We start from the raw sequence: 21550 nt of genomic DNA, 5'->3' as shown, positions 1-21550 counted from the left end.
CTGATCGTGGCGGGCTTTTTTCTTTTGGCAGATCAACAAGGATTTCCGTGTTCAAGAATGTGACGATCTACCGCATCGCGCCCGGCTGGAGCGCGACGCTGGAAGACATGGAGGCCGCACTGGACGCGGCCCGTTTCAAGCCCTGTGGCGCCACGCAGGACAAGTCGGTGGGTTGGGTCGAGCCTCGCGGTGAGGCGCACGGCCCGCTGGTGGAGTCGGTGGCCGGCCAGCGCATCCTGAAGTTCCAGATGGAAACCAAGGGTGTGCCCGGTTCGGTGGTGAAAAAGAAGGCGCAGGAAGAGGCCGACCACATCGAAGCCACCACCGGCCGCAAGCCCGGCAAAAAGGAAACCAGGGCACTGCGTGAAGACGCGCTGCTGTCGCTGCTGCCCCAGGCCTTTGCCCGCCAGATGAACGTGTGGGTGTGGATCGATGCACAAGCCGGCTGGCTGGTGACCGATGCCGGCAGCCAGGGCAAGCTCGACGAGCTGGTGACCGCGCTGGTGCGCGCCTTTGATGGCCTGGTGGTCACCCTGCTGCAAACGGCCGTGACGCCACAGACCGCCATGACGCAGTGGCTGTCGGCCACCACGCCCGACGAATGGCCGGGCGGCTTTTCGGTGGAGCGCGAGTGCGAGCTCAAGTCGGGCGACGAGGAGAAGTCGGTGGTGAAATTCACCCGCCACAACCTGGCCACCGACGAGGTGCGCCAGCACATCAGCGAGGGCAAACTGCCCACCCGCCTCGCGCTGAGCTGGGAGGGCCGCATCGGCTTCGTGCTCACCGAGTCGCTGCAACTCAAAAAGATCAACTTCCTCGATGGCGTGTTCGATGGCCGGCCCGACGAAGGCGAGAACGGCTTCGATGCCGACGTGGCCCTGTCCACCGGCGAGCTGCAGAAGCTGCTGCCCGAGCTGGTGGAGGCGCTCGGCGGCGAGATGGCGTTTGGCGCAGCGCCGGCTGGCGACACACCGGCCACGGCGCAGCCTGCCGCTGTCGCCGCCGACGGTGACGACGAAGGTCCACCGTTCTGAGCACCGCCTCCGTTCGGGCCGAGCCTGTCGAAGCCCCTCCACGAAACCTCGCGAGCCCTTCGACAAGCTCAGGGCGAACGGAAAGTGAGAAAGCCACGCCATGAACACCCTGCCCAGCGTCATCGCCATCTGCCTGGGCGCCTGCGTCGGCGCGCTGGCCCGCTGGCGGCTGGGCTTGTGGCTCAGCACACCCGGCGCACTGTTGCCTTGGGGCACGCTGGCGGCCAACTGGATCGGCGCCTACGCCATCGGTCTGGCCTTCGCCTTCTTCAATGCCCAGCCGCAACTCGACCCGGTCTGGCGACTGGCCATCGTCACCGGGCTGCTGGGCGCGCTCACCACCTTCTCCACGTTCTCCATCGAGGTGGTGACCCTGCTGCAGCAAGGCCGGCTGCTGCTGGCCAGCGGTGTGGCCGCTCTGCACCTGTTCGGCTCGCTGCTGCTGACCTGGCTGGGCATCAGGACACTGGGTTGAGGGCCCGGGCGCCGGCCTCAGCCGCCGCCACGCTGCATGTACAGATCGAAGCGCTTCATGAAGGCGTAGCGCTGCCCGGCGTCCAGCCCGCTGAATGCAAAATTCACCCGCAGCACCGGCATGCGCATGAGCGCGATCACCCGCGGCGGTTGCTGGGCCCAGTGCACCGAGAGCCGGCCGGGTGGCACCTCGATGTCGACCCGGCTGCCCTCGCGGTGCCAGACACAGGCGCCCACCGCCGCAGGCAGCCAGCCCAGCCACTCGGCCTCGGTGCAGCCCATGTCGCGCTCGAAGCGCTCGTCGTAGCTCGACTGCACCGCGTCAGCCTCCGGCAATCGGCGGCCAGATGGCCAGTACGTCACCCTCGACCAGCGTGGCGCTCAGGCGGTCCTCGGGCTGGATGTACTTGCCGTTGACCAGCACCAGGTGCACCAGCTTGGGCGGCAGGCCAAAGGGTTCGATGATCTGGCTGATGGGCGTGGCCGGGTCGATGTCCAGCGACACCTGGTTGCTGCGCCGGGCCTGCGGGGGCAGGTAGTCGGTGAGCGTGGCGAAGAGCTTGAAAGTGATGTTCATGGATGGCAGGGTCCCTTCGACAGGCTCAGGGCGAACGGGAAAAGGGACAGGTCATGTTCAGCGTCTGCGCTCGTCTGCAGCACCGGCCCACTGCCCCTGCCCTTGCGCACTCGCCAGGTAGGCGTCCATGAGCTTGGTGGGATCGTGCAGCAGGCGGTCTTTCCATTCACCCAGCTTCACCTGGCCTTCGACCAGTCCGCGCATCACACCCACGTGTTCGGTCCAGCCCACCGAGTTGCAGCCGACCATGACGTCGCCCTGGAACTGCAGGCTCAGGTGGCGGCCGCTGGCCTGGTCGGTCAGTTCGGCGTGTTCACCGCCGGGCACACCCTCCCAGTTGCCGAAGCTGGTGGAAATGAGGCCCAGCGTGTCGAGCACGTTGATCTGCGTCACCCCCTTGAGGTCGGCCTTCTGGCCCACCATGTTGAGCGCGGCCACGCGGGCCTGTTCGGCGGCATTGGGCTGGATGGCACTCACGATGGTCTTGCCGCTGACCTTGTCGAAAGCCTCGGCGCAGTCACCGGCGGCATAGATGCCACTGACGTTGGTCTGCAGGTGCTCGTCGGTCAACACGCCCAGCAGGCAGGTGATGCCGGAATCCTTCAAAAAGCCGATCGCCGGGCGCACGCCGGTGGCGCTGATCACCAGATCGGCTTCCACCGTCTGCCCGTTGGACAGCTTGACGCGCAGGCCCGAGTCGGGGCCGGAGCCGGCTTCGATCGCTTCGACCTTGGTGCCGGTGAAGACCTTCACGCCCTTCTTCTCGCACCAGTCGCGGATCATGCCGCCGGCCGTGGGGCCCATCATGCGCGGCACCATGCGGTCGCCCATCTCCACCACGCTGAGCGCCACGCCGCGCGCAGCCAGGGCTTCCATGATGATGCAGCCGATGAAGCCGGCGCCCATCTGCAGCACGCGGGCACCCGGCCGGGCCAGGGCCATGATGGCGCGCGCGTCTTCCAGCGTCCAGCAAGGGTGCACACCGGGCAGGTCCATGCCCGCAATCGGCGGGCGCACCGGGTGCGAGCCGGTGGCGATCAGCAGCTTGTCGAAGCTGAGCTGGCCGCCGTTGTCCAGCGTCACGGTGCGGGCCTTCGCGTCCACCGCCGTGACGCGACCCGTCACCTGCTCGATGCGCTGGTCGGTGAAGTGCGTGAGGCTCTTGCGCAGGTAGGTGCCGGTTTCCTTGACATTGCCGATCAGCAGGTAGGGAATGGCCATGCGCGAATACGGCGGTTCGGCCTCGTCACCCACCAGCGTGATGGTGTCGGCGGGGGCGTGCTTGCGAATGGTCTCGGCGGCGATGACACCGGCGGGGCCGGCGCCCAGGATGACGTGGTGCATGTCTTGTCTCCTCGAAAAAAGAAAGGGGGCAGCGTGGTGACTGCCCCCTGGGTTCAGGCCAAGGCCCTGTGGGGCGGGGCCTCAGAGGCTCAGGCGCGCCCGGGTCTCGGCGGTGGGGCGGCCTTCGCTGTCCCAGCCGCGCGCGGCGTAGTACTTGGGCAGCATCTCGGGCAGCTTGCTGACCATGCCTTTGGAGGCGCCGGTCTTGGCCGCTTCGGTCAGCAGGCGCTTGGGCAGGCTGTCGTCCTTGGACGTGAAGCCGGCGGCGTTGTTGAACTCGCGCTCCATGTTCCAGATGCGCTCGCCGATCTTCTCCAGCTCTTCGGTGGTGAATTCCTCGTTGCAAGCCGCCTGCAGCTGGGGAGCCAGGTCGGCAACACCCCAGGCGAAGGTGGTGAACACACACAGGCCCGACGAGTCGAAGGCCGCAGTGGCGTCCTGGAACGCCTTCACCAGTTCGGGCTTGCCTTCGGACTCGACCGGGTCGGTCTTGACCGGAATGCCCAGCACTTCAGAGGCGATGGTGTAGCCGCGCAGGTGGCAGGCGCCGCGGTTGGAGGTGGCGTAGGCCAGGCCGATGCCCTGGATCGCACGACCGTCGTAGGCCGGGAATTCCTGGCCCTTGACGCTCATGGACAGGTCGGGGTGGCCGTACTTCTTCGTCAACCGGGCCGAGCCCATGCCGATCTCCTTGCCGAAGCCCTCGCCCCGGGCGGTGATCTCGGCGAAGTGGGCCAGGGCCTGCGCCGAGCCGAATTTCGCGTCGATGCCAAGTTGCTCCTGCGTCAGCACGCCCATTTCATAGAGCTCCATCACCGCGCCCACGGTGGCGCCGAAGCTGATCGGATCGAACCCTTCTTCGTTGCACAGCAGGTTGGCGTACTGCAGGGCTTCCAGATCGTTCACGCCATTGGCCGCACCGAGCGCCCAGGCCGCTTCGTATTCGAGGCCGCCGTTGGCGCCCCAGTACTGCGGCTTGTTCTTCACCGTGAAGTGGTTCTCGTCCATCTTGCTGATGCGACCGCAGGCAATGGTGCAACCGAAGCAGGCCTGGTTGGTCACCAGATGCTTCTTGCCGTCGCTCTCGCGCGGCGTGACCATGGCTTCGGCCGAGATGTCCTTGGCGCCTTCGAACTGCACGTCGCGGTGGTTGCGTGTGGGCAATGCACCGATCTCGTTGATCACGTTCATGAGCACCTGCGTGCCGTAGGCGGGAAGGCCCTGTCCGGTCACCGCGTTCTCGGCCAGGATCTTCTTCTTCTCGAAGGTGGTCTTCATGAAGGCCTTGGGGTCGCGGATGTTCCCCACGCCCTTGGTGCCGCGCACCGCAATGGCCTTGAGGTTCTTGCTGCCCATGACGGCGCCCACGCCCGAGCGGCCGGCCGCGCGGTGCAGGTCGTTGACCACGGCCGCGTAGAGCACGCCGTTTTCACCCGCCTTGCCGATGCTCGACACACGAACCAGCGGGTCCTGCAGGCTCGACTTGAGCACCTCTTCGGTTTTCCAGACGCTCTGGCCCCAGAGGTGGCTGGCGTCACGCAGTTCGACGTCGTCGTCGTTGATGTACAGGTACACCGGCGTCGGGCTCTTGCCCTCGAAGATGATCATGTCCCAGCCGGCCATCTTGAGCTCGGCACCCCAGTAGCCGCCCGAGTTCGAACAGGCGATGGCACCCGTGAGCGGGCCCTTGGTGATCACGGTGTAGCGACCGCCCGTGGAGGCCATGGTGCCGGTCAACGGGCCGGTGGCCCAGATCAGTTTGTTCTCGGGCGACAGCGGATCGACCTTGGGGTCGACCTCGGTCACCAGGTATTTGCTGCCCAGACCGCGCGAGCCGATGTAGGAACGTGCCCACTCCGTGTTCAGCGCTTCGGTCTTCACGGTGCCCGCGGTCAGGTTGACGCGGAGGATTTTTCCAGCCCATGACATGTTGATGCTCCTTCAGTTGATCAGTTGGGGTCGCGCAAGGCGTCAGGCTGCAGAGGGCTGGTTGCCCAGCTTGTCGGCCCACTGCTTCATCTTGTCCATGCCGGTCCAGTTGGCATCGATGAAGGTGATGGCTGCGGTCGGGCAGGCCTCGGCGCAAGCCGGCTCGCCACCACACAGGTCGCACTTCTGGACCTTGCCGGTTTCCTGCACGTAGTTGATGGTGCCGAACGGGCAGGCAATGGTGCAGACCTTGCAGCCCACGCAGGTGGTCTCGTTGACCACCTTGGCGCCAGTCATCTTGTCCACCGTGATCGCTTCCACCGGGCAGGCGTGCAGGCACCAGGCCTCGTCGCACTGGGTGCAGGTGTAGGGCACTTTCTTGCCGGTGTGGTGGAAGTCGAAAACCTTGATGCGCGACTTTGAGGTGGCATAGGTGCCGTAGTTCTCGAACGAACAGGCCATTTCGCACTGCAGGCAACCGGTGCATTTGTCCGGGTTGATGTGCAAGACTTTTTGCATTTGTGTGTCTCCTGATGGGTAGCGGCAACCACGTGTCGTGCCTTGCCTATGTAGGGAAGTGCATAGGCATTGTTGGTCGCCAACACCACTTCACGCCAAGGGTTATCCCTAGTCGGAATGGGACGGCGAAGCGAAATTCTCAAATTGAAACAGTGCACGATGGGCATACTTGCCCACACGCACAGCGGGCCGACTTCGCGGCGCCGCAGCCTCTGACCATCCTTCCACACCCGAGCCTGTCCATGACATTGAACCGCGCCGTTCCAGCCGCTGCTCCCCCGGTGGAGCGTTTGCGCCTCATCGATGCAGCGCGCCAGTCGGTGTTGAACGACGGCGCCCTGGCGCCCTGGATCGAACCCTGGATCGATCGCTCGTGGCGGCGCTGCCTGCAGCAAGGCCTGCAACCCCGCCAGCGGCTGAATTTCCAGGCCGTCTCGGCACCGGCAACGCGCCAGGCCCTCGACGCCAGCCAGCCCTTGCTCAACGCGGCAGCGCCGGTCATCCGGTCGCTGGCGCGCACCATGGCCGACACCCACTACTTCGCCATCCTGACCAATGCGCAAGGCGTGGTGATCGATGTGAACGGTCCGATCGACCGCCACAACCCGCAGGCGGCACTGATCGCCCGCGTGGGCGTCGACTTGTCCGAACGCGCGGTGGGAACCACCGCCATTGGTGCCGCGCTGGCCGAGCAACAACCGGTCTGGCTGCACCGGGGTGAACACTTCTTCGACGAGGCTGGCGTCTACAGCTGTGCCGGCGCGCCCCTGTTCGGGCCCGACGGCCGCTGCGTCGGCATGCTCGACCTGACCGGCGTCAACGTGCCCGAGCGCCCGGCCCTCAAACACCTGGTCACCCAGTCGGCGCGCAGCATCGAAAACGCCATGGCGCTGGCCCAGCCCCACGAGCTGCTGCTGCGCATCACCTGGCCCGGCTGCACCCCAGCGGACGACAGCGACGGCCTGGTGTGCGTCGACGCCGACGGCACGATCACCGGCTCCAACCGCGCTGCGGCCACCATGCTCAGCCTGGTCGGCGGCACGCCCCCGATGCATTGCAGCGACGTGTTCGCCGTGCCCACCGACAGCCTGTTCGACATGGCCAGGCAACAGCGCACCACCACCGAGCTGCCGCTGTGGTCGGGCTTGCGCCTGCAGGTTCTGGCCCGGCACGGCCAGCACCACAGGCGGGCCGGGCAGCACGCCACGCGTCCGGCTGCCCAGGCCGGCGTCCCGCTGAAAGACGTTGAAACAGCGCTCATCCGCCAGGCGGTGGAAGATGCCCGGGGCAACGTGATGGAAGCGGCGCGGGCGCTGGGCATCAGTCGGGCCACCGTGTACCGCAAGCTGATGCGCAAACGGTCGGACGGCTGACCCGGGCGCGTCAGTCGGCCAGCCCGATCACCAGCGCGGCCGGCAGCAACTCTGCCACCGCGGCATCACCCACCCGCCCCTTGAACGGGTGGCGGGCAAAGCCCACCCAGTGTCCGCCGCCCAGCAGCGCCAGCACCACCTCGTCCTGCCGGGTTCCGGGCGAACAGCGCTCGATGTCACCGTGGAGCACGCCCGCCGCCGCCCCGGATGAAGCCAGCGACACCGTCACCGCCGTGGCCTTGCACAAGGCCAGCACCGCCAGCCCGGGCTTGAGGCCCAGCAGGTCTGCGCTTTCCTGCGTGATGCTGGAGACCAGCTGAGCGCCGCCCGGTGTGGCCAGCGTCACCTCCACCGTCGGGTCGCCCCGGGTCTGAGGCGCGCAACGCAGCACGCGACAGCGCAGCTGGTTGCGCATGCTGGTGCGCAGGCCGAGGCCGGCCTCTCCGATGGCGCCGCCGGCAAAGCGGGCCAGCACCTGCTGGCGCGCGCGGGCCATCTCGGCGGCGAGCGACAGCAGTTGCAGGCCCTGGGCGGTGATGCGCGCACCACCGCCGCCCACACCGCCCACGGTGCGCTCCACCAGCGGCACGCCGCCGAGGTTGCTCAGCGTGTCGATGGCCTGCCACGCGGCCTTGTAGCTGATGCCGACCTGGCGCGCCGCCTGCGAGATGGAGCAGCCGGCGGCCACATGGCGCAGCACGTCCAGGCGCTTGTCGGCGCTGGCGTCCGCCAGTGCCTGAGGCAGATCGGTGAGCGTGGGGGGCGTGCTTTTTCTGGTAGCCATGTGTGCTGTGGTGCCGTCTATACTTATCGTTATTCTGAATTGGAATAGCGGTTTTTTGTGAAAGTGGCGCTCCAATGTTCTCACGTTCACTGTGGTCCGCCCTGCTGTTGCTCGTGGCTGGCTCGCTGCACGCCGCCGAAGCCCAGGTGGCAGTGGCGGCCAACTTTGCCGAGCCGATCAAGGCCATTGCAGCGGTGCTGGAAAAGACCACCGGGCACACGCTCAAGATCACGGTGGGTTCCACCGGACGGCTCTACGCGCAGATCAGGAATGGCGCGCCATTCGACGTGCTGCTCGCGGCCGACACCAAGACACCCGCCCAGCTCGACACCGATGGTCTGGCGCAGCCCGGAAGCCGCTTCACCTACGCCACCGGCAAGCTGGTGCTGTGGTCGGCCGATGCGACCAGGGTGGATGCGCAGGGCGCGGTGCTCAAGAGCGGTGGTTTTCGCAAGCTGGCCACCGCCAACCCCAAGACGGCGCCGTACGGCGCAGCCTCCATCGAGGTGATCGACAAGCTGGGCCTCCTGGCGGCACTCACGCCGAAGCTGGTGCAGGGCGAGAGCATCGGCCAGACCTACAACTTCGCTTTCACCGGCAACGCCGAAATCGCACTCGTGGCCATGTCGCAGGTGCTCGAAGGTGGCAAGCTCAAGAGCGGCTCGATGTGGGTGGTGCCGCAAAACCTGTATGCGCCTATCCGGCAGGACGCGGTGCTGCTGAAAACCGGTGCCGGCAATCCGGCCGCGAAGGCGCTCATGGCGTTGCTGAAAAGCCCCGACACCCAGGCCCTCATCCGGTCCTTTGGCTACGACATCTGAGCCGTGCTGCTGACACCCTCCGACCTCCAGGCCATCGGCCTCACGCTGCAGGTGGCCGCGCTCACCACCGCCATCCTGCTGGTGCTGGGTGTGCCGCTGGCGTGGTGGCTGGCGCGCAGCCGCTCGGCGTGGAGCCGGCCGGTGGCTGCGCTGGTGTCCATGCCGCTGGTGCTGCCGCCTTCGGTGCTCGGCTTCTATCTGCTGGTGCTCATGGGACCCGAGGGCCCGGTGGGTGGGCTCACCCAGGCCCTCGGGCTGGGCGTGCTCACCTTCAGCTTTGCCGGGCTGGTGATCGCCTCGGTGTTCTATTCGCTGCCCTTCATGGTGCAGCCGGTGCTCAACGCCATGCAGGCGCTGGGTGAACGCCCGCTGGAGGTGGCGGCCAGCCTGCGAGCGTCGAAGCTGGACACCTTCTTCTCCGTGGTGCTGCCGCTGTGCCGGCCGGGCCTGGTCACCGGCGTGATCATGAGTTTTGCGCACACGGTGGGCGAGTTCGGCGTGGTGCTCATGGTGGGCGGCAACATCCCCGGCGTCACCCGTGTGGTGTCGGTGCAGATCTACGACCACGTGGAGGCGCTGGAGTACAGCGACGCTCACCGCCTGGCCGCGGTGATGCTCGGCTTTTCGTTCGTGGTGCTGCTCGCGCTGCAGCTCTACAACCACCGCCAGCGCAGGCACTCTCCATGAGCGACAGCCTGCAGCTCACCGCACGGCTGCAACGCCCGGGCTTCCTGCTCGACGTGGACCTGCGCCTGCCCGGGCGCGGTGTCACGGTGCTGTTCGGCCCGTCGGGCTCGGGCAAAACGTCCTGCCTGCGTGTGCTCGCTGGCCTGGAGCCGCAGGCCCGTGGTGTGGTGCGGGTGGATGGCGAGGTGTGGCAAGACAGCGCACAGGGCGTGATGCGGCCGGTGCACCAGCGCGCGCTGGGCTACGTGTTCCAGGAAGCCAGCCTGTTCGAGCACCTGAGCGTGCGCGAGAACCTGATGTACGGCTTCAAGCGCACGCCGGCCGCGCAGCGGCGCCACGCCTGGGACCATGGCCTGGAGCTGCTGGGCATTGCCCATCTGCTGGAACGCAGCCCGCTGGACCTGTCAGGAGGCGAACGCCAGCGGGTGGCGATCGCGCGCGCACTGGCCACCAGCCCGCGCGTGCTGCTGATGGACGAGCCACTGGCGGCGATCGATGCCGCGCGCAAGGACGACATCCTGCCGTGGCTGGAGCAACTCCACGCGCAGCTGGACATTCCCGTGGTGTACGTCACCCACTCCAGCGACGAGCTCGCGCGCCTGGCCGACCACGTGGTGCTGCTGAGCGAGGGCCGCGCGCTGTGCAGCGGGCCGGTGATGGAACTCATGACGCGCCTGGATCTGCCGCTGGCGCGTGGCGATGCAGCCGCCGCCTTGATCGAGGCGCACGCGGTCGGTCATTCAGCGGCCGATGCCTTGAGTGAGCTGGCGTTCGAGGGTGGGCGCCTGCTGCTGCCGCAAGCGGGCAGCGCCGCGTTGCCCCAGGGCTCGCCGGTGCGCGTGCGTATCCAGGCTCGCGACGTGAGCCTGTCGTTGCAGGCCCCCGAGCACAGCAGCGTGCTCAACGTGTTGCGCGCCACCGTGGTCGACGTGGTGGACGACTCACCCGGGCAGGTGCTGGTGGGCCTGCGGCTCGGTGACGGGCCCGGGTCGGCCCGGCTGCTCTCGCGCATCAGTCAGCTCTCGGCGAGCCGCCTGGGCATCGCGCCCGGTCAGGCCGTGTTTGCGCAGATCAAGGGCGTGGCGATGGTGCGTTGAAGCAGGTGCCGGCTACCAGCCCGCGCTGCCCGGCGCGCCCTTGAAAGGCCCGGCCAGGTCCGGCGTGATCCAGCCGCCATAAAAACCGCCCGGCTGCGACTTCACCACCTCGCCGCCCACCGTGCAATGCAGATTGGCCGGGTAAAAGGCCACACAGTCGGCCAGCGTCTCGGCACCAGCCAGCGGCTCGGGGTAACTCCAGGCCACACCCACCAGACGGCGGCCGCCATGCACCAGGCTCCAGTAGCTCGCCGGGCCTTTCCACTCACAAAACGAGCCACCGTCGGCCGGCTGGAACAGGCGGCGGTCCACATCGCCCCAGGGCAGGTAGAAGCTCGGGGGGTGGCCGGTTTCCAGCACACGCATGGCGCGGCTCGTGCGCGCGACCTCCAGGTCGCCCCATCGCACAACCACCTCGCGCGCGTCGGGTGCGAGCTGCGGCGGACGCGGAAAATCCCACACCGAGGTCTGGCCCGGTGCGGGTGTTTCGGCAAAGGGGGGACGCGCATGGCCACGCCAGTGCCACTGCTCACGCGCGGCGCGAAGCCAGTCGGGTGGCTCGCTCATCTCGCCGCAGTCACCGGCTCAGCCCGGCGCGCCCACGGCGTCCTTGACGCATTTTTTGGTGAAGCTGTTCTTGGCGGCACCGTAAATCTTCTTCTCGACGGCGGCGGCATCGCACGTGGCTGCGGCGTCCTTCTCGCACTTCTTCATGAACGAGGTCTTGGCTGCGCCCGCGAGCTTCTTCTCGGTGGCCGATGCCGTGCAGCTCGGCCCATCGGCCGCCCAGCTGCCCAGCGGCAACAGAACAGCCAGAACGATTGAACCCAAGCCGATTGCGCGCATTTGAAGCTCCAGCAATGAAAAAATTCATTGAAGGCCAGCGCAATGACACTGTCAATGCGCCGAGGCGGGAATCGAGGCCCGCCTCGGGTTCATACCAGCATCGAAAGTATCAATCGAACAGCTCTTTGGGGATGTTGCCGCCGTTGGCCGCGATGTGGGCCAGCACGTTCTTGTGCAGCCACATGTTCATTTTCGCCGAGTCGCCCATGAGCTCGTCGGGGCAGTACAGCTCCTTGGCCAGTTCCTTGCGCGCGGCCAGGCTGCTGTCGATGTCGAGCAGCTTGAGCAGGTCGACGATGGAGGTGCGCCAGTTGAGTTTTTGCGGATTGGCCGCGGCCTTCTGCTCCATCAGGGCGACGACATCGACCATGGTGATGGACGCCACGGGCGCCGGTGCAGCCGCAGCGGGCGCGGCAGCGGGCGCGGCAGGGGCTGGCGCAGCCGGTGCGGTCGCGACCGTGGCGGCCGGCGGCTGCGGCACGACCTTGGGCGATCCCATGCCGAGTTTTTCGAGGATGTTGCTGAAGAGTCCCATGATGTGTTCCTTGTGGTTGTGAACGAGAAAAAATGTCCGGGGGTCAGTATTGCCGCATTCCACCCGCAGGGACAAGCGGATCGCTCACGCTGCAGCGGTGTTGTTCCAGCCACCGAGCGAGGCGCGCCAGAGCCACCACGCCCCCAGCAGCACCAGCAGTGGCAGCACCACGGTCTGCATGAGAAAGAGAACGATGAGATCGATCACATGGGCCACCACGCTGTCCGCGTCGGCCTTGAGTTCATCGATCTTCGCGGCCAGCTTCTCGCGCAGCTCCCACCAGCGTGTGGTGGACTCCGCGGCGCTGCCCGCGCCACCCAGCGCTGCGGTGGACGATTCGATGGCCTGCTGGCTCACGGCGAACTGCTCTGCCATGAAGGCCTGGTAGCTGAGCTCGCTGGTGACGGCGGCCACCGGCACCACAAACCGGACCAGCAGCAGGGCCACCAGCAGCCGGCCCAGCCAGGGCGACGGCGGATGCGCGCGCGAGCGCTGCCACAGCCACCACGCCGCCAGCACGGTCAGCACCAGCGACACCACCCAGGTGGCGCCCATCTTCATCAGCAGCAGCTGCGCGCTGAACACCACGCTCACCAGCAGCATGAGCCGCGCGAACTGCTCGATCAGGTCGTTCACCGGGTCGAGCACCTGGCCGAGCGCCAGCGTCACATTGACGAACGCACCTCCGGTGACTTCGGTGCCCTGGATGACGGAGATCACCGCATTGAGCCCGCGCGCAGCGGCGAACGCGGCCAGGGAACGCTTGAGGCCGGCCTCGGAATAGGCCTGGGCCAGCTGGTCCAGCGGCTGCAGCCAGGTCAGACCGACCAGCAGGACGAGCAGGAAGGGAAGCAGGTAGCGCTGGGGCGGGTGCATGCGGATGAAGGTAGCACAGTGATGTGGCAACACTTCATTGACCGGGTCCTGCTTCGGCCCGACCAAATGCGGGCAGAAAGACCGGTGGCCCACCGGCGGCATCGTTCACCTGCACCACCCCCGCGCTGTAGAGCGCACGCAGGCCCCCGGCCTCGACCACCTGATCCGCCGCGCCCTCGGCCATCACCTGCCCTTCGCGCATGAGCAGGGCGCGGTCGGCGCAGCGCAGTGCCTGGTTGGGGTCGTGCGTGGTGAACAGCACCGCCAGGCCCTCGCTGGCCAGCGCACGGATGGCGCGCATCACCAGGCCCTGGTTGCCGAAATCGAGGCTGGCGGTGGGTTCGTCCAGCAGCACGGCACGCGGCTGCTGCGCCAGCGCCCGTGCGATCAGGACCAGCTGCCGTTCGCCGCCGCTGATGCGGTGCACCGACCGTTCGCCCAGGTGCGCCATGCCCACGCGCTGCAGCGCCCTGTGGGCGATGGCACGGTCTTGCGCGCCGGGCCGGGCGATCAGCCCCTGGTGCGCGGTGCGGCCCATGAGCACCATCTCCAGTGCGGTGAACCCGAAGGTGCTGGCCTGCCCCTGCGGGACATAGGCAAGCTCGCGCGCACGTTCGGCCAGTGACCATTGCGCCAACGCCCTGCCCTGCAGCCGAACCTGACCACCGAGCGCCGGCAACAGGCCGAGCAAGGTCTTGAGCAGCGTGGTCTTGCCGCAGCCGTTGGGGCCGAGCAGCGCGAGCACCTCGCCGCCCCGGAGCGCGAGCGACAGGCCTGAGCCGACCACGTGGCCAGGGTAGCCCACACGGAGGTCGGTGGCCTGCAGCATGGCATTCACTGGACCACCTTCGCCCTGCGGGCTGCGGTGCGAGCTTGCCTGGGAGCGGCCCGGCGCTGCGCTCATGTCCAACCTCTGGATGCACGGCGCAACAGCACGATGAAAAACGGCGAGCCGATGAGCGCGGTGAGGATGCCCAAAGGAACCTCCACCGGCGCGAGCGTGCGCGCCAGTGTGTCGATGAACAGCAGCAGCCCGCCACCCAGCACCGCCGAGGTGGGCAGCAGGCGCACGAACGACGGCCCCACGAGGAAACGCGCCAGGTGCGGCACCACCAGCCCGACCCAGCCCACGATGCCGGCGGCCGCCACGCTCGCGGCGGTGACCAGCGTGGCCGCAGCCACGATGAGCAGACGCAAAGCGGTGGTGCGCGCGCCCAGCGAGCGGGCCTCTTCTTCGGGCAGCGACATCACGTCCATGCGCCAGCGCAGCAGCAAGAGCACCACCGTGCCGATGGCCACCGGTGCGATGAGCGAGGGCAGATCGTCGGCGTGCGCGGAGGCCAGGCTGCCGAGCAACCAGAACGTGATGGCGGGCAGCTGGTTGTAGGGGTCGGCCAGCACCTTGACCATGCCGATGCCCGCACCCAGCAGCGAGCCGATGACGATGCCCGCGAGCAGCAGCACCAGCACCGGGTCACCGTGACGCACGGTGGAACCCACGCCGTACACCAGCGCCACGGCCAGCAGGCCACCGGCGAAGGCCGCCATCTGGATGCCGAACACGCCGAACGAAAAAAAGATGCCGAGCACCGCGCCCAGCGCTGCACCGGCCGATGCCCCGAGGATGTCGGGCGAGACCAGCGGGTTGCGAAACAGGCCCTGGAATGCCGCTCCGGCCACCGCCAGCGCCGCCCCCACCGCCACCGCAGCCAGCACGCGCGGAGCGCGGATCTGCCACACGATGGTCTGCATCTGCTCGTTGGGCGCGGGCGCACCCTGCAGCACAGTCCACACGAGCTGCCACAGGTCGCTCAGCGCAATCGGCGTTCGGCCCTGGGTGAACGCCACCAGCACACCCGCGAGCAGCACGCCCACCGCCCAGAAGGCACCGCCGCGCATGGGCTCAGTCCCGGCCTGCCAGCACGCGTTGAACCTGCGTGGGGCTCAGATCGACTTGATAAAACAGCTGGTGGAACTCGCGCGTGATCACCGACAGGTCCTCGGGAAACAGCGCCGGAAACACCTTGCTGCCCAGCCACCACAGGCCGGGCAGGCGGTTGACGCTGGGGGGAAAGTCGATCCAGCCGAAGGGCAGCTTGGGCGAGAGGTGCACGCGCCCGGTTTTCAAGGCGCTCACACTGCGCCACAGCGGGTTGCTGCGCACGGTCTGCGAAAACGTCTGGTCGATGGTGACGATGACCTCCGGGTCCCAGGCCAGCACCTGCTCCATGGACACCCGGGCCAGGCCGCCCTGCAGGCCCGCGGCCTCGTGGCGGATGCCCATGGCCTCGAACATCTCCACATTGATGGATCCGCCCAGGCCCGTCTCCAGGCCTTCGGGGCCGCGCGCGTAGTACACGCGGGGCTGCTCCGATGCGCGGGCAACCCGCTCGCGCACGGTGCGCAAGGTGTCGGCGGCGTACTTCGCCAGAAGCGCTGCGCGCTCCTGCCGGCCGGTGAGTTCGCCGAGCAACATGTAGCCGGGCGCCGTGGCTTCCAGCCGGCCGTCGAGCAGCGCGTAGGGAATGCCGGTCTGCGCCTGCACCCGATCGGCCAGTTCGACGAAGGTCTGGCGGGTCGAGCCCGCGTCCACGATCAGGTCGGGCTTGCTCAGCAGCAGCTGTTCAAGGTTGGTGGTGTTGCCGCGCCCGGTGAGACGTCCCACCTCGGGCCGGTTGCCGATGCCGGGCAACAGGAATTCGAGTTCGGGCCCGCGGTTGGCGCGCGGCCAGCCGATGAGCGCGTCGGGCGCGAGCGTGTAGAGCCAGATGGCGGCGGGCGGGCCGGCGGGGAAGATGCGCTGCACCTTTGCGGGCACGTTCACGCGGCGGCCCGCGCCGTCGGTGATGCTGCGCGTTTGCGCCCACGCCGGCAGGCCAGCGAGCGCGCCCGACGCGATCAGCAGATCGCGTCGGCGCAGACCCGGATCTTCAAGGCTGGCCAAAGCCGTAGCGCGCCAATGTGGCCTGCGCGGCGGGTGCCAGCAAGGCCTTGGCAAAGGCCTCGGCCGATGCGGGCGCACCGCGCCGCACGGTGAGGCCGTAGGCCGCACCCACCTGCAGGGTGGAGGGCACCTGCACCACCTTCAGGCGCGGCACCTCTTTTTGTGAGGCCACAGCGTTGGTGCAGTAGGTGAGAAACACGTCGGCCTGGCCCTGGTCCATGACCCAGGCGTAAGTGCCCCGACCGGCGGGCGGCTTGGGCGAGTCGGGGCCGCCGGTGAGCTTGAGCGCCTTGGCGTCGAGCGCGGCATACGAGCCGGCACGCACCGTCTCGGCCTTGCGGAACAGCTCCCAGGCGTAGTCGCCCGAAGGATCGGCCTTGGGTGTGGAGGTGCCGAGCTTCACCGCCGGGTTGAGCATGGTCTCCAGCAGGTTCTGCGGCGTGGCGTTCGTCCCCGCCTGCGTGAGCGCGCACAGGCTGTTGCGCACGAACACGGTGGGCGGCGCCCAGCCACCCGCGGCGGCCAGGCGCTGCGGGTGCTGGTTGTCGGCCGAGGCAAACACCTGCGCGCCCTCGCCTTTTTCAATGCGCTCGCGCAGCAGGCCCGAAGCGCCGAAGGTCAGCGCGATCTTCTGGCCGGTGCGCGCCTCGTGATCGCGCGCGATCTCGGTCAACACCTCGCGCAGACTGCCAGCGGCGTAGACCTGCAGGGGTTCTTGCATGACGGGAGCCTCAGGCGTGGCGCAACCCGCCAGCGCAGCGAGCGCGATGACCATCAGAGGGGTCTTCACTTCGAGGCGTTCGGGAAAAAGAGTTGTTCGCCACCGATCTTGTAGCCGGCGATCGCGGCCTGACCGGCCGGGCCGGTGACCCAGTCCACGAACTTCTGGCCTTCAGCCGTCTTCACCTGGGGGTGTTTGGCAGCGCTGACCAACATCACGCCGTACTGGTTGAACAGGCGTTTGTCGCCCTCGACCAGCACCGCAAGGTCGGCACGGTTCTTGAAGTTGAGCCAGGTGCCGCGGTCGGCGAGCACATAGGCCCCGGCGCTGGAGGCGATGTTGAGCGCCGGGCCCATGCCGCAGCCGCATTCCTTGTAGCCGGTGCCCTTGTTGGCATCGGTGTCGGTCATCTTCCAGAAGCGCAGCTCGGCCGCGTGCGTGCCGCTCTTGTCGCCGCGCGAGATGAACGGCGCGTTGGCGCTGGCCACCTTCTTCATGGCGGCCACGATGTCGCTGCCCTTGGTGCCGGCCGGATCGGCCTTGGGGCCGATCAGCACGAAGTCGTTGTACATGACCTCCTGGCGCTTGGCGGCAAAGCCGTCGGCCACAAATTTCTCTTCGGCCACCTTGTCGTGCACGAAGAGCACGTCGGCGTCTCCGCGGCGCGCCATGTCGATGGCCTGGCCGGTGCCCAGTGCGACCACCTTCACATCGATGCCGCTGACCTTCTTGAATTCGGGCAACAGGAACGAGAACAGCCCCGACTGTTCGGTGGACGTGGTGGAGGCCACCACGATGCTCTGGGCCATGGCGCCGGCACTGGCGAGCAAGGCGGTACCGAGGGCGGCGGCGAGGGTCAGGCGGCGGAATGCATTCACGAACTTTCTCCTTGAACAAACAAATGGGCCTGCGGGCACAGAGACCGCAACAGGTCGTGGTTGAAAAAATCGGCCACCGGCAGGTCGGCCAGCAGCCGCCCCTGCTCGAGGTAGATCACGCGGCTGGCCAGGCGTTTGACCTGGCCCAGGTTGTGGCTGCTGAAGACCAGCGTGGGCGGGCGCTCGCCAGCCGCTGGTGGGCTGCCCAGCGTGAACTCGGCGATCTGCGCTTCCACTTCGCGTTTGGCGTGCGGGTCCAGGCTGGCCGTGGGTTCGTCGAGCAGCCAGACGTCGGGCCGCAGGGCCCAGGCGCGGGCCAGCGCCACGCGCTGCTGCTGACCGCCCGAGAGAGCGCGTGCATTGCGCTCGGCAATGTGTCCGAGCTCCACACGGTCGAGTGCGGCCAGCGCCAGCGCGCGGGTCTCGCCCCATGCAACACCTTTGAGCCAGAGCCCGAGCTGGATGTTGAGCCGCACGCTCAGGCGCAGCATGTGCGGCCGCTGGAACAGCATGGCCACGCGCTGCTGGTGCGATGCCTGCACCTCGCCACCGCTGACACGCTGCAGGCCGTGCAGCGTGCGCAGCAATGTGCTCTTTCCGCTGCCGTTGGCGCCCACCAGCGCCACGCGCTCGCCGGCCTGGATGCGCAGGTAGATGTCGCTCAGGGCATGCAGCCGGCCAGCCGGGCCCAGGTGCACCTGCACGTTGCGCAGGTCAAAACACACCGCGGGCACCACCGCATTCACAGGCAGTCCACTCATGGCGTCACCAGCGTCAAGCGGGTGGCATCGGCGCTGTCGGCGCGCTCACGCCAGCGGCTCAGCAGCGACACCATGGCATTGAGCACCAGCACCACGCCCAGCAGCACCAGCCCGAGGCCCAGCGCAAGCGGCAGGTCGCCCTTGCTGGTTTCCAGCGCGATGGCGGTCGTCATGACGCGGGTGAACCCCTCGATGTTGCCGCCCACGATCATCACCGCGCCCACCTCGGACACGGCCCGGCCAAACGCCGTGAGCAGCACGGTGACGAGGGCGTAGCGGTCGTCCCAGGCCAGCAGCAGGCTGCGCAGCACCGGCCCGGCACCCAGCGAGGAGAGCTGCTCGCCATGGCTGCGGTCGGCGTCCTCCACCACCTGGCGCGTGAGCGCCGTGACCAGCGGCAGCACCAGGCAGGCCTGCGCGAGCACCATGGCCTGGAAACTGAACAGCCAGCCGAGAAAGCCCAGCGGGCCCGAGCGCGACAGCAGCAGATAGATGACCAGACCGACCACCACCGAGGGCACGGCCAGGAAGGTGTTGAGCAGGGTGAGCACGATGCCGCGCCCGGGAAACCTCGCGACCGCCAGCCACGCGCCGAGCACCAGACCCAGGCCACACGCCAGCAAACACGCGGTGGCACTCACGGCCAGGGACCGGCTGACCACCGACCACAGGCCCGGATCACCCGAGACCACCAGCTGCAATGCGGTGGTGACGCTGTCGGAAAAGGTGTTCATGTGGGCGCTGAGCATAGGGGCAATACTCCCCTGGGCAGCTACGTACTGACGCGGTATGAATCGCCGTGCATAGGCAAGTCTTTGCATACGATGCAGCCCTTGCTGCGGCGGTGCTGACAGGGGTCTGGTGCGCTTGGGGCACACTCGCGGTCCATGAAACAGATCGAGTTGTCGTACGCGTTCGCCAACCGTGCACCGGGTCGGTCCGGCGGCCATGCGCTGTTGCGCAACCCGATGATGGACGTGCTGCAGGCCGTGCACACCAGCGGCTCCATTTCGGCCGCTGCGCGCCAGCTCGGTCTGTCGTACCGCCACGTCTGGGGGCAGCTCAAGGACTGGGAAGCGGCCCTGGGCCAGGCGCTGCTGTTCTGGGAACGCGGTCAGGCCGCGCGCCTGACGCCGTTCGGAGAACGCCTGCTGATGGCCGAGCGCCTGGCGCAGGCGCGTCTGAAACCACAGATCGAAGGGCTGCGCGCCGAACTGGAGCGTGCGTTCTCACGTGCCTTCGACGACGCCGGCGACGAGGCCGACAGCGAGTTGCTCACCATCTACGCCAGTCACGATCACGCCCTGGGTGCCCTGCAGGAATTCACCGCCAGTGCCGCACCGGGCGGCCAGCACTCGGGCCGCCTGCACCTCGACCTTCGCTTCTGCGGCAGCGTGGATGCGATCCGTGCGCTCAACGAAGGCCGCTGCGCGATCGCCGGCTTTCATGCCCAGCCGTTTGCCGCCTCGGGCAGCCAGAGCGCGCGCACCTACCGCCCGCTGCTCAAGCCCGGCCTGCACAAGATCATCGGTTTTGCCCGCCGCGCCCAGGGCCTGATGGTGGCTCCCGGCAATCCGCTGCGCTTGAACACCATGGGCGACGTGGCGCGCCTGCAGGCCCGCTTCGTCAACCGGGCGCTGGGCACCGGCACCCGCCTGCTGCTCGACGAACTGCTCACGCAGGCGCTGCTGATGCCCGAAGACATCAGCGGCTTCGATCATGTGGAGAGTTCACACGCCGCGGTGGCGCAAGCGGTGGCCAGCGGTTCGGCCGACGTGGGGCTGGGCACCGAATACGCCGCGCGCAACCAGGGATTGGGCTTCGTGGCGCTCACCGAAGAGCGCTACCTGCTGGTGTGCCTGAAGACGGCACTGGAGCAAGCCGCCGTGCAGCGCCTGCTGCAACGCCTGCGCAGCCGCGACTGGCACGACATGCTGGCGAGCCTGCCGGGCTACGCGCCCGACCACTGCGGCGAAGTGGCAGCCATGAAGCGGCTGCTGCCCTGGTGGGACTGAGGAGCCCCGCGCTCGTTCAGGTGGGCAAGCGGCGCGCGATCTCCGCCACCAGCTGGCGCGCCAGGTCCAGTTTGGAAGCCCGGGGCAGCTCGAGCGTTCCGTTCGCGTCCACCAGCAGCAGCGCGTTGTCGTCCTGGCCGAAGGTGTCGGGACCGATGTTGCCCACCAGCAGCGGCACGCCCTTGCGCACACGCTTGGCCTGCGCATGCGCCAGCAGATCCTGGCTTTCGGCGGCGAAACCCACGCAGTACAGCGCGCCGCTCTGTGCCCGCAGGCTGGCGGCGATGCCCGCCAGGATGTCGGGGTTCTCCACAAACGACAGCGTGGGCACCTCACCCGAACCGTCTTTCTTGATCTTCTGGTCCATGGCCTGCGCCGGTCGCCAGTCGGCCACGGCCGCGGCGGACACGAACACGGTGGCGCTTTGCGCCAGCAGGTCCACCGTCTTGAGCATGTTCAGCGCCGACTTCACGTTGACACGCCCCACACCGCGCGGCGTGGGCAGTCCCACCGGGCCGGCCACCAGGGTGACCTGGGCGCCGGCCTCGTGGGCGGCACGCGCAATGGCAAAACCCATCTTGCCGCTGGAGAGGTTGGTCAGACCCCGCACCGGATCGATGGCTTCGAAGGTGGGGCCGGCGCTCACCAGGACCCGCTGGCCCGCCAGCAGCTTGGGGCTGAAAAAGCGGATCAGGTCGTACAGCAGCTCGTCCGGCTCGAGCATGCGGCCATCACCGGTTTCACCGCAGGCCTGCTCACCCACGCCCACGTCGAGCACGGTGGCGCCGTCGGCCCGCAACTGATCGATGTTGCGCTGCGTGGCCGGGTGGGACCACATTTCACGGTTCATCGCCGGCGCCAGGATCAGCGGGACCGTCTCGATGGGGCGCGCCAGGCACATCAGCGAGAGCAGGTCGTCGGCCCGACCATGCACCAGCTTGGCCATGAAGTCGGCGCTGGCCGGGGCCACGAGGATGGCGTCGGCCTCACGGCTGAGGTTGATGTGGGGCATGTTGTTGTCGGCGCCACCGGCACTGCGCGCATCCCACTGCGAGGTGAAGACCTGGCGGCCCGAGAGCGCCTGCATCGTCACCGAGGTCATGAACTGCTCGGCCGCCTCGGTCATGACCACCTGCACGGTGGCCCCCGCCTTGACCAGCGCACGGCAGAGTTCTGCCGCCTTGTAACAGGCGATACCCCCCGAGAGCCCCAGGACGATGTGTTTTCCAGCGAGTTCGTTCATGGGCGCAATGTAGCAGCCCGAGGGGCGCGGAACCCCTGCCGGGTACCGGTGGGGGGGCGGCATTTATAATCTCCATTTCCACCTCCTGCGAG

The 21550-nt window shown here is 67.9% G+C and carries 25 protein-coding genes; 7 read left to right on the top strand and 18 right to left on the bottom strand.

The window, feature by feature from the left end:
* Positions 1 to 47: 47 nt before the first annotated feature.
* Positions 48 to 1034: a recombination-associated protein RdgC gene (locus tag QUV35_RS11370; RefSeq protein WP_300873781.1), complete on the top strand. Its 987-nt coding sequence runs from the start codon at positions 48 to 50 to the stop codon at positions 1032 to 1034.
* 109 nt (positions 1035 to 1143) lie between these two features.
* The gene (gene crcB / locus QUV35_RS11365) at positions 1144 to 1509 is read left to right on the top strand and encodes a fluoride efflux transporter CrcB (protein WP_300873841.1); all 366 of its coding nucleotides are present in this window, start codon (positions 1144 to 1146) and stop codon (positions 1507 to 1509) included.
* 17 nt (positions 1510 to 1526) lie between these two features.
* Here the strand turns inward: crcB and QUV35_RS11360 are convergent, their stop codons facing one another.
* From QUV35_RS11360 to QUV35_RS11340, 5 genes are all read right to left on the bottom strand, one after another.
* Positions 1527 to 1844: a hypothetical protein gene (locus QUV35_RS11360; RefSeq protein WP_300873779.1), complete on the bottom strand. Its 318-nt coding sequence runs from the start codon at positions 1842 to 1844 to the stop codon at positions 1527 to 1529.
* Entirely contained in the window at positions 1831 to 2085 is a 255-nt protein-coding gene (locus QUV35_RS11355; protein ID WP_300873776.1) for a MoaD/ThiS family protein, read from the bottom strand. Before QUV35_RS11355 ends, QUV35_RS11360 begins: the two co-directional genes overlap by 14 nt.
* Positions 2086 to 2142: 57 nt before the next feature.
* Positions 2143 to 3429: an FAD-dependent oxidoreductase gene (locus QUV35_RS11350; protein WP_300873773.1), complete on the bottom strand. Its 1287-nt coding sequence runs from the start codon at positions 3427 to 3429 to the stop codon at positions 2143 to 2145.
* A gap of 81 nt (positions 3430 to 3510) precedes the next feature.
* Positions 3511 to 5358, bottom strand: a complete 1848-nt coding sequence (locus tag QUV35_RS11345) for an aldehyde ferredoxin oxidoreductase family protein (protein ID WP_300873771.1) — start codon at positions 5356 to 5358, stop codon at positions 3511 to 3513.
* A 42-nt stretch (positions 5359 to 5400) separates the two neighbouring features.
* Positions 5401 to 5877, bottom strand: a complete 477-nt coding sequence (locus tag QUV35_RS11340) for a 4Fe-4S dicluster domain-containing protein (protein ID WP_056275763.1) — start codon at positions 5875 to 5877, stop codon at positions 5401 to 5403.
* A 242-nt stretch (positions 5878 to 6119) separates the two neighbouring features.
* Between QUV35_RS11340 and QUV35_RS11335 the strand changes: the two genes are divergently transcribed.
* Positions 6120 to 7250 (top strand): helix-turn-helix domain-containing protein, encoded by a 1131-nt coding sequence (locus QUV35_RS11335; RefSeq protein WP_300873767.1) that lies wholly within the window; start codon positions 6120 to 6122, stop codon positions 7248 to 7250.
* Between the two features lie 10 nt (positions 7251 to 7260).
* Here QUV35_RS11335 and QUV35_RS11330 read toward each other — a convergent pair whose 3' ends face one another.
* Positions 7261 to 8034 (bottom strand): TOBE domain-containing protein, encoded by a 774-nt coding sequence (locus QUV35_RS11330; RefSeq protein WP_300873764.1) that lies wholly within the window; start codon positions 8032 to 8034, stop codon positions 7261 to 7263.
* 74 nt (positions 8035 to 8108) lie between these two features.
* Between QUV35_RS11330 and modA the strand changes: the two genes are divergently transcribed.
* From modA to modC, 3 genes are read left to right on the top strand one after another with little or no spacing between them, the layout of a single operon-like run.
* Positions 8109 to 8855, top strand: coding sequence for a molybdate ABC transporter substrate-binding protein (modA, locus tag QUV35_RS11325; RefSeq protein WP_300873762.1), 747 nt, complete (start codon positions 8109 to 8111; stop codon positions 8853 to 8855).
* 3 nt (positions 8856 to 8858) lie between these two features.
* The gene (modB, locus tag QUV35_RS11320) at positions 8859 to 9542 is read left to right on the top strand and encodes a molybdate ABC transporter permease subunit (protein ID WP_300873759.1); all 684 of its coding nucleotides are present in this window, start codon (positions 8859 to 8861) and stop codon (positions 9540 to 9542) included.
* Positions 9539 to 10639 carry a molybdenum ABC transporter ATP-binding protein gene (modC, locus tag QUV35_RS11315; protein WP_300873756.1) on the top strand — a complete coding sequence of 367 codons (1101 nt, stop codon included), beginning with the start codon at positions 9539 to 9541 and terminating at the stop codon, positions 10637 to 10639. Before modB ends, modC begins: the two co-directional genes overlap by 4 nt.
* Positions 10640 to 10651: 12 nt before the next feature.
* Here the strand turns inward: modC and QUV35_RS11310 are convergent, their stop codons facing one another.
* From QUV35_RS11310 to QUV35_RS11260, 11 genes are all read right to left on the bottom strand, one after another.
* Positions 10652 to 11206: a DUF427 domain-containing protein gene (locus QUV35_RS11310; RefSeq protein WP_300873754.1), complete on the bottom strand. Its 555-nt coding sequence runs from the start codon at positions 11204 to 11206 to the stop codon at positions 10652 to 10654.
* Positions 11207 to 11224: 18 nt separating this feature from the next.
* Complete coding sequence (locus QUV35_RS11305) at positions 11225 to 11470, bottom strand: PsiF family protein (protein ID WP_300873751.1); 246 nt, start codon at positions 11468 to 11470, stop codon at positions 11225 to 11227.
* A 124-nt stretch (positions 11471 to 11594) separates the two neighbouring features.
* On the bottom strand, positions 11595 to 12020 hold the full coding sequence (locus tag QUV35_RS11300; RefSeq protein WP_300873749.1) for a DUF3597 domain-containing protein: 426 nt from the start codon (positions 12018 to 12020) through the stop codon (positions 11595 to 11597).
* 84 nt (positions 12021 to 12104) lie between these two features.
* Complete coding sequence (locus QUV35_RS11295; protein WP_300873746.1) at positions 12105 to 12896, bottom strand: hypothetical protein; 792 nt, start codon at positions 12894 to 12896, stop codon at positions 12105 to 12107.
* A 34-nt stretch (positions 12897 to 12930) separates the two neighbouring features.
* A complete protein-coding gene (locus QUV35_RS11290; RefSeq protein ID WP_300873743.1) occupies positions 12931 to 13800 on the bottom strand; it encodes an ABC transporter ATP-binding protein in 870 nt (289 codons plus the stop codon).
* The gene (locus QUV35_RS11285) at positions 13797 to 14795 is read right to left on the bottom strand and encodes an iron ABC transporter permease (RefSeq protein ID WP_300873741.1); all 999 of its coding nucleotides are present in this window, start codon (positions 14793 to 14795) and stop codon (positions 13797 to 13799) included. Before QUV35_RS11285 ends, QUV35_RS11290 begins: the two co-directional genes overlap by 4 nt.
* 4 nt (positions 14796 to 14799) lie before the next feature.
* Entirely contained in the window at positions 14800 to 15840 is a 1041-nt protein-coding gene (locus QUV35_RS11280; RefSeq protein ID WP_300873739.1) for an iron ABC transporter substrate-binding protein, read from the bottom strand.
* A complete protein-coding gene (locus QUV35_RS11275; RefSeq protein ID WP_300873737.1) occupies positions 15827 to 16561 on the bottom strand; it encodes a molybdate ABC transporter substrate-binding protein in 735 nt (244 codons plus the stop codon). Before QUV35_RS11275 ends, QUV35_RS11280 begins: the two co-directional genes overlap by 14 nt.
* Before the next feature lie 65 nt (positions 16562 to 16626).
* Complete coding sequence (locus tag QUV35_RS11270; RefSeq protein WP_300873838.1) at positions 16627 to 17370, bottom strand: substrate-binding domain-containing protein; 744 nt, start codon at positions 17368 to 17370, stop codon at positions 16627 to 16629.
* Between the two features lie 65 nt (positions 17371 to 17435).
* Positions 17436 to 18200: an ATP-binding cassette domain-containing protein gene (locus tag QUV35_RS11265; RefSeq protein WP_300873735.1), complete on the bottom strand. Its 765-nt coding sequence runs from the start codon at positions 18198 to 18200 to the stop codon at positions 17436 to 17438.
* Entirely contained in the window at positions 18197 to 18934 is a 738-nt protein-coding gene (locus tag QUV35_RS11260) for an ABC transporter permease (protein ID WP_300873733.1), read from the bottom strand. The genes QUV35_RS11265 and QUV35_RS11260 overlap by 4 nt, the downstream gene beginning before the upstream one ends.
* Positions 18935 to 19087: 153 nt before the next feature.
* Here QUV35_RS11260 and QUV35_RS11255 point away from each other — a divergent pair, with 153 nt between their 5' ends.
* Positions 19088 to 20215 carry a substrate-binding domain-containing protein gene (locus QUV35_RS11255; RefSeq protein ID WP_300873730.1) on the top strand — a complete coding sequence of 376 codons (1128 nt, stop codon included), beginning with the start codon at positions 19088 to 19090 and terminating at the stop codon, positions 20213 to 20215.
* A gap of 16 nt (positions 20216 to 20231) precedes the next feature.
* On the opposite strand, the gene coaBC is transcribed toward QUV35_RS11255, so the two are convergent.
* Positions 20232 to 21458, bottom strand: a complete 1227-nt coding sequence (gene coaBC, locus QUV35_RS11250) for a bifunctional phosphopantothenoylcysteine decarboxylase/phosphopantothenate--cysteine ligase CoaBC (protein WP_300873728.1) — start codon at positions 21456 to 21458, stop codon at positions 20232 to 20234.
* Positions 21459 to 21550: the final 92 nt, after the last annotated feature.

Source organism: Hydrogenophaga sp. (genome assembly GCF_030373225.1).
Classification (GTDB): Bacteria; Pseudomonadota; Gammaproteobacteria; order Burkholderiales; family Burkholderiaceae_C; genus Hydrogenophaga.
This window is presented reverse-complemented; position numbering and strand designations above follow the sequence as displayed.

Coding starts and splice junctions, on each gene's coding strand:
- QUV35_RS11355 (WP_300873776.1), bottom strand. CDS start 2,085: ATGAACATCACTTTCAAGCTCTTCGCCACGCTCACCGACTACCTGCCC.
- QUV35_RS11350 (WP_300873773.1), bottom strand. CDS start 3,429: ATGCACCACGTCATCCTGGGCGCCGGCCCCGCCGGTGTCATCGCCGCC.
- QUV35_RS11345 (WP_300873771.1), bottom strand. CDS start 5,358: ATGTCATGGGCTGGAAAAATCCTCCGCGTCAACCTGACCGCGGGCACC.
- QUV35_RS11340 (WP_056275763.1), bottom strand. CDS start 5,877: ATGCAAAAAGTCTTGCACATCAACCCGGACAAATGCACCGGTTGCCTG.
- QUV35_RS11335 (WP_300873767.1), top strand. CDS start 6,120: ATGACATTGAACCGCGCCGTTCCAGCCGCTGCTCCCCCGGTGGAGCGT.
- QUV35_RS11330 (WP_300873764.1), bottom strand. CDS start 8,034: ATGGCTACCAGAAAAAGCACGCCCCCCACGCTCACCGATCTGCCTCAG.
- modA (WP_300873762.1), top strand. CDS start 8,109: ATGTTCTCACGTTCACTGTGGTCCGCCCTGCTGTTGCTCGTGGCTGGC.
- modC (WP_300873756.1), top strand. CDS start 9,539: ATGAGCGACAGCCTGCAGCTCACCGCACGGCTGCAACGCCCGGGCTTC.
- QUV35_RS11310 (WP_300873754.1), bottom strand. CDS start 11,206: ATGAGCGAGCCACCCGACTGGCTTCGCGCCGCGCGTGAGCAGTGGCAC.
- QUV35_RS11300 (WP_300873749.1), bottom strand. CDS start 12,020: ATGGGACTCTTCAGCAACATCCTCGAAAAACTCGGCATGGGATCGCCC.
- QUV35_RS11295 (WP_300873746.1), bottom strand. CDS start 12,896: ATGCACCCGCCCCAGCGCTACCTGCTTCCCTTCCTGCTCGTCCTGCTG.
- QUV35_RS11290 (WP_300873743.1), bottom strand. CDS start 13,800: ATGAGCGCAGCGCCGGGCCGCTCCCAGGCAAGCTCGCACCGCAGCCCG.
- QUV35_RS11285 (WP_300873741.1), bottom strand. CDS start 14,795: ATGCGCGGCGGTGCCTTCTGGGCGGTGGGCGTGCTGCTCGCGGGTGTG.
- QUV35_RS11275 (WP_300873737.1), bottom strand. CDS start 16,561: ATGCAAGAACCCCTGCAGGTCTACGCCGCTGGCAGTCTGCGCGAGGTG.
- QUV35_RS11270 (WP_300873838.1), bottom strand. CDS start 17,370: ATGGCCCAGAGCATCGTGGTGGCCTCCACCACGTCCACCGAACAGTCG.
- QUV35_RS11265 (WP_300873735.1), bottom strand. CDS start 18,200: ATGAGTGGACTGCCTGTGAATGCGGTGGTGCCCGCGGTGTGTTTTGAC.
- QUV35_RS11260 (WP_300873733.1), bottom strand. CDS start 18,934: ATGAACACCTTTTCCGACAGCGTCACCACCGCATTGCAGCTGGTGGTC.
- QUV35_RS11255 (WP_300873730.1), top strand. CDS start 19,088: ATGAAACAGATCGAGTTGTCGTACGCGTTCGCCAACCGTGCACCGGGT.
- coaBC (WP_300873728.1), bottom strand. CDS start 21,458: ATGAACGAACTCGCTGGAAAACACATCGTCCTGGGGCTCTCGGGGGGT.